The organism is Agromyces salentinus, from assembly GCF_009749395.1.
GTDB classification, from domain to species: domain Bacteria; phylum Actinomycetota; class Actinomycetes; order Actinomycetales; family Microbacteriaceae; genus Agromyces; species Agromyces salentinus.
Map to the genome: position 1 here is coordinate 1 of NZ_WBIR01000035.1, position 6,019 is coordinate 6,019.

Consider the following 6,019-nt stretch of genomic DNA (forward strand, 5'->3'; position numbering starts at 1 on the left):
TCTGGTCTGGGGTTTTGGTGGTGTGGTGTGGTGCGACACGCCCGGGATGTGGGGTTGATTTGTGTGGTGGGGGTGGGGGCTTGTAGATTCATACATGTCGCCGCGGCGGTCAGGAAGAAGCGGAAAGCTTCTGGTGGGCTGCTGGGTGAAGATTCTAGCCAAATAACCTCGTAGGCGCGTTTGCGACTCGGTGATTTCAAGTCTAGGATTGAACTTCTCACCTTCCTTGTTTGTCTGGCCTTTTGGGTTGGGTTTCTGGGTGCTGTTGGTTCGGGGCTTTCGGGTTTTGTTCTGGTGGTTGTGGTGGTATGGTTGACAGGTTGCCCTGAAGGTCGGGCCCGCGGTTGTGGGTGTCTGGTTCGGGTGCGTCCGTTTCTTGAGAACTCAACAGCGTGCACTATGTTCAATGCCAATTTATTGAACCCCAGCTTGCTCTTCGGAGTGGGTATGGATTCCTTTGATTGATGGACAATTTGATTTTTATAGTCAGTTGTTTCTCTGTCAGTGAACAAACTCCCTGACGCCCTTTGGGGTGTTGGGAACCATTTTTTTTGGAGAGTTTGATCCTGGCTCAGGACGAACGCTGGCGGCGTGCTTAACACATGCAAGTCGAACGATGATCCCGGAGCTTGCTCTGGGGGATTAGTGGCGAACGGGTGAGTAACACGTGAGTAACCTGCCCTGGACTCTGGGATAAGCGTTGGAAACGACGTCTAATACCGGATAGGACCTCGGATCGCATGATCTGGGGTGGAAAGTTTTTCGGTCTGGGATGGACTCGCGGCCTATCAGCTTGTTGGTGAGGTAATGGCTCACCAAGGCGTCGACGGGTAGCCGGCCTGAGAGGGTGACCGGCCACACTGGGACTGAGACACGGCCCAGACTCCTACGGGAGGCAGCAGTGGGGAATATTGCACAATGGGCGAAAGCCTGATGCAGCAACGCCGCGTGCGGGATGACGGCCTTCGGGTTGTAAACCGCTTTTAGTAGGGAAGAAGGGCTTCGGCTTGACGGTACCTGCAGAAAAAGGACCGGCTAACTACGTGCCAGCAGCCGCGGTAATACGTAGGGTCCGAGCGTTGTCCGGAATTATTGGGCGTAAAGAGCTCGTAGGCGGTTTGTCGCGTCTGCTGTGAAATCTGGAGGCTCAACCTCCAGCCTGCAGTGGGTACGGGCAGACTAGAGTGCGGTAGGGGAGAATGGAATTCCTGGTGTAGCGGTGGAATGCGCAGATATCAGGAGGAACACCGATGGCGAAGGCAGTTCTCTGGGCCGTAACTGACGCTGAGGAGCGAAAGCGTGGGGAGCGAACAGGATTAGATACCCTGGTAGTCCACGCCGTAAACGTTGGGCGCTAGATGTGGGGACCTTTCCACGGTTTCCGTGTCGTAGCTAACGCATTAAGCGCCCCGCCTGGGGAGTACGGCCGCAAGGCTAAAACTCAAAGGAATTGACGGGGGCCCGCACAAGCGGCGGAGCATGCGGATTAATTCGATGCAACGCGAAGAACCTTACCAAGGCTTGACATAACCGAGAACGCCGCAGAAATGTGGAACTCTTTGGACACTCGGTTACAGGTGGTGCATGGTTGTCGTCAGCTCGTGTCGTGAGATGTTGGGTTAAGTCCCGCAACGAGCGCAACCCTCGTCGCATGTTGCCAGCACGTAATGGTGGGAACTCATGTGAGACTGCCGGGGTCAACTCGGAGGAAGGTGGGGATGACGTCAAATCATCATGCCCCTTATGTCTTGGGCTTCACGCATGCTACAATGGCCGGTACAAAGGGCTGCGATGTCGTAAGGCGGAGCGAATCCCAAAAAGCCGGTCTCAGTTCGGATTGAGGTCTGCAACTCGACCTCATGAAGTCGGAGTCGCTAGTAATCGCAGATCAGCAACGCTGCGGTGAATACGTTCCCGGGCCTTGTACACACCGCCCGTCAAGTCATGAAAGTCGGTAACACCCGAAGCCGGTGGCCTAACCCTTGTGGAGGGAGCCGTCGAAGGTGGGATCGGTGATTAGGACTAAGTCGTAACAAGGTAGCCGTACCGGAAGGTGCGGCTGGATCACCTCCTTTCTAAGGAGCAACTCGGAAGTCTTCGGGCTTTCGCAGTGCAGACCAGATCAAGTCCAATGTGGCTTGCTGGTTGCTCATGGGTGGAACATTGACATAGGTGCTCGTTTGAATGGTTTCGGATCCAGTACGCCTCCTTGTGGGGTTGGAACGATCTGGTGCCGGCCGGATGGGTGCATGCACGCTGTTGGGTCCTGAGGGACCGGACGAACCCTGGCGCTCTTGATGAGTGTTCGGGGGTGATGGTTTCTTCAGACCTTCGCCGAGATCAGCTTTGTGCTGGTGGGTGTGGGGGTTCTGGCCGTCTGTTGAGAACTACATAGTGGACGCGAGCATCTTAGATTCAGGACTTTGTCCTGGATCACAAAAGGTGAGTCGCCAATGACATGCCTTCGGGTGTGTTGGTTGGCGTATTCACTGGTCAATTTCGCAGCACTTTCGGGTGCTGCACGAATTCGATCGAACTCATGTGATTTCAAGTTTCTAAGAGCAAACGGTGGATGCCTTGGCATCTGGAGCCGAAGAAGGACGTCGTAATCTGCGATAAGCCTCGGGGAGCTGATAAACGAGCTGTGATCCGAGGATTTCCGAATGGGGAAACCCCGCCAGGCCCTTAGGGTGACCTGGTGACTCCCGCCTGAATATATAGGGCGGGTAGAGGGAACGTGGGGAAGTGAAACATCTCAGTACCCACAGGAAGAGAAAACAACCGTGATTCCGTAAGTAGTGGCGAGCGAACGCGGAAGAGGCTAAACCGATCATGTGTGATACCCGGCAGGGGTTGCATGGTCGGGGTTGTGGGACCTCTCGGACTGTACTGCCGTGCAGTCACGGTGACGCGTCAGGTATAGACGAACCGCATTGAAAGGCGGACCGGAGTGGGTGTGAGTCCCGTAGTCGAAATGCCTGGCCGGCCGGAGAGGGATCCCAAGTAGCGCGGGGCCCGAGAAATCCCGCGTGAATCTGTCAGGACCACCTGATAAGCCTAAATACTCCCAGATGACCGATAGCGGACAAGTACCGTGAGGGAAAGGTGAAAAGTACCCCGGGAGGGGAGTGAAATAGTACCTGAAACCGTTTGCTTACAAACCGTTGGAGCACCCTTGTAGGTGTGACAGCGTGCCTTTTGAAGAATGAGCCTGCGAGTTAGTGATATGTGGCGAGGTTAACCCGTGAGGGGCAGCCGTAGCGAAAGCGAGTCTGAATAGGGCGATTCAGTCGCATGTCCTAGACCCGAAGCGAAGTGATCTATCCATGGCCAGGTTGAAGCGACGGTAAGACGTCGTGGAGGACCGAACCCACTTCAGTTGAAAATGGAGGGGATGAGCTGTGGATAGGGGTGAAAGGCCAATCAAACTTCGTGATAGCTGGTTCTCTCCGAAATGCATTTAGGTGCAGCGTTGCGTGTTTCTTGCCGGAGGTAGAGCTACTGGATGGCCGATGGGCCTCAACAGGTTACTGACGTCAGCCAAACTCCGAATGCCGGTAAGTGAGAGCGCAGCAGTGAGACGGTGGGGGATAAGCTTCATCGTCGAGAGGGAAACAACCCAGACCACCAACTAAGGTCCCTAAGCGCGTGCTAAGTGGGAAAGGATGTGGAGTTGCACAGACAACCAGGAGGTTGGCTTAGAAGCAGCCACCCTTGAAAGAGTGCGTAATAGCTCACTGGTCAAGTGATTCCGCGCCGACAATGTAACGGGGCTCAAGCACGCCACCGAAGTTGTGGCATTGACATTTATGGTAGGCCTTCGTGGTCCAGCCGTGTTGATGGGTAGGAGAGCGTCGTGTGGGCAGTGAAGCGGCGGTGTAAACCAGCCGTGGAGGCCACACGAGTGAGAATGCAGGCATGAGTAGCGAAAGACGGGTGAGAAACCCGTCCTCCGGAAGACCAAGGGTTCCAGGGTCAAGCTAATCTGCCCTGGGTAAGTCGGGACCTAAGGCGAGGCCGACAGGCGTAGTCGATGGACAACGGGTTGATATTCCCGTACCGGCGAAGAACCGCCCACATGAAATCAGGAGTGCTAAGCATCCCAAGACGCGTGGATCCCTTCGGGGACGATCGTGAGGCGGCATGCGACCCCATCTGGTGGAGTGAGCGTATTAACAGGTGTGACGCAGGAAGGTAGCCCAACCCGGGCGATGGTTGACCCGGGGCAAGTGCGTAGGCCGAGCGATAGGCAAATCCGTCGCTCACGATGGCTGAGACACGATGCGGATAAAAAGTGGGTGATCCTATGCTGCCAAGAAAAGCATCGACGCGAGGTTCTAGCCGCCCGTACCCCAAACCGACTCAGGTGGTCAGGTAGAGAATACTAAGGAGATCGAGAGAATCGTGGTTAAGGAACTCGGCAAAATGCCCCCGTAACTTCGGGAGAAGGGGGGCCTAAGGCGTGAACTCACTAGCTGAGGGAAGCGCTGCAGGGCCGCAGAGACCAGTGGGAAGCGACTGTTTACTAAAAACACAGGTCCGTGCTAAGTCGCAAGACGATGTATACGGACTGACGCCTGCCCGGTGCTGGAAGGTTAAGAGGACCGGTTAGCCGCAAGGCGAAGCTGAGAATTTAAGCCCCAGTAAACGGCGGTGGTAACTATAACCATCCTAAGGTAGCGAAATTCCTTGTCGGGTAAGTTCCGACCTGCACGAATGGCGTAACGACTTCCCAGCTGTCTCAACCGCGAACTCGGCGAAATTGCAGTACGAGTAAAGATGCTCGTTACGCGCAGAAGGACGGAAAGACCCCGTGACCTTTACTACAGCTTGGTATTGGTGTTCGGTGTGGCTTGTGTAGGATAGGTGGGAGACTGTGAAGCTGGCACGCTAGTGTCGGTGGAGTCATTGTTGAAATACCACTCTGGTCACTCTGGATATCTAACTTCGAACCGTGATCCGGTTCAGGGACAGTGCCTGGTGGGTAGTTTAACTGGGGCGGTTGCCTCCCAAAAAGTAACGGAGGCGCCCAAAGGTTCCCTCAACCTGGTTGGCAATCAGGTGGCGAGTGTAAGTGCACAAGGGAGCTTGACTGTGAGACTGACAGGTCGAGCAGGGACGAAAGTCGGGACTAGTGATCCGGCAGTGGCTTGTGGAAGCGCTGTCGCTCAACGGATAAAAGGTACCTCGGGGATAACAGGCTGATCTTGCCCAAGAGTCCATATCGACGGCATGGTTTGGCACCTCGATGTCGGCTCGTCGCATCCTGGGGCTGGAGTAGGTCCCAAGGGTTGGGCTGTTCGCCCATTAAAGCGGTACGCGAGCTGGGTTTAGAACGTCGTGAGACAGTTCGGTCCCTATCCTCTGCGCGCGCAGGAAATTTGAGAGGATCTGACCCTAGTACGAGAGGACCGGGTTGGACGAACCTCTGGTGTGCCAGTTGTTCCGCCAGGAGCACCGCTGGTTAGCTACGTTCGGGATGGATAACCGCTGAAAGCATCTAAGCGGGAAGCCGGCCTCGAGATGAGATTTCCATCCCCTAGGGGGAGAGGCTCCCAGCCAGACGACTGGGTTGATAGGCCGGATGTGGAAGACAGGACTAACGACTGTCGGAGCTGACCGGTACTAATAAGCCGATAACTTGAAAACTCACTACACACACACGAAAGTGCATTCACGTAAAAGGCGTGTGTGTGGCCTGATGACTCGCGTCCACTCTGTGGTTCCCAACAGACGGAAACACAACATACAACTCAATACGAACACGCCCACCCAGCACCACCGGGTGGCAGCGTCCCGAGACTACACACCCACCACCCCCCAAGGGCCGGTGCGGTCGTGGCAAGAGTTTCGGCGGCCATAGCGCGAGGGAAACGCCCGGACACATTCCGAACCCGGAAGCTAAGACTCGCAGCGCCGATGGTACTGCAGGGGGGACCCTGTGGGAGAGTAGGACACCGCCGGACAACCATTCCAGGAAGGCCACCCCAACGGGGTGGCCTTCCTGCATTTAACAGAC

Annotated in this window: 3 rRNA genes; all 3 read left to right on the forward strand. The window is 55.7% G+C overall.

The annotated features are described in order from the left end of the window. Window positions 1-548: 548 nt before the first annotated feature. The 3 genes from GQQ95_RS19210 to rrf all read left to right on the forward strand — a co-directional run bounded on the left by GQQ95_RS19210 (window position 549) and on the right by rrf (window position 5,966). Window positions 549-2,075: ribosomal RNA gene (locus tag GQQ95_RS19210) — 16S ribosomal RNA — on the forward strand. A 470-nt stretch (window positions 2,076-2,545) separates the two neighbouring features. Continuing rightward, window positions 2,546-5,649, forward strand: a 23S ribosomal RNA gene (locus tag GQQ95_RS19215). 200 nt (window positions 5,650-5,849) lie between these two features. Beyond that, a 5S ribosomal RNA gene (rrf, locus tag GQQ95_RS19220) occupies window positions 5,850-5,966 on the forward strand. Together the 16S, 23S and 5S rRNA genes form the textbook arrangement of a ribosomal RNA operon. Window positions 5,967-6,019 lie beyond the last annotated feature (53 nt).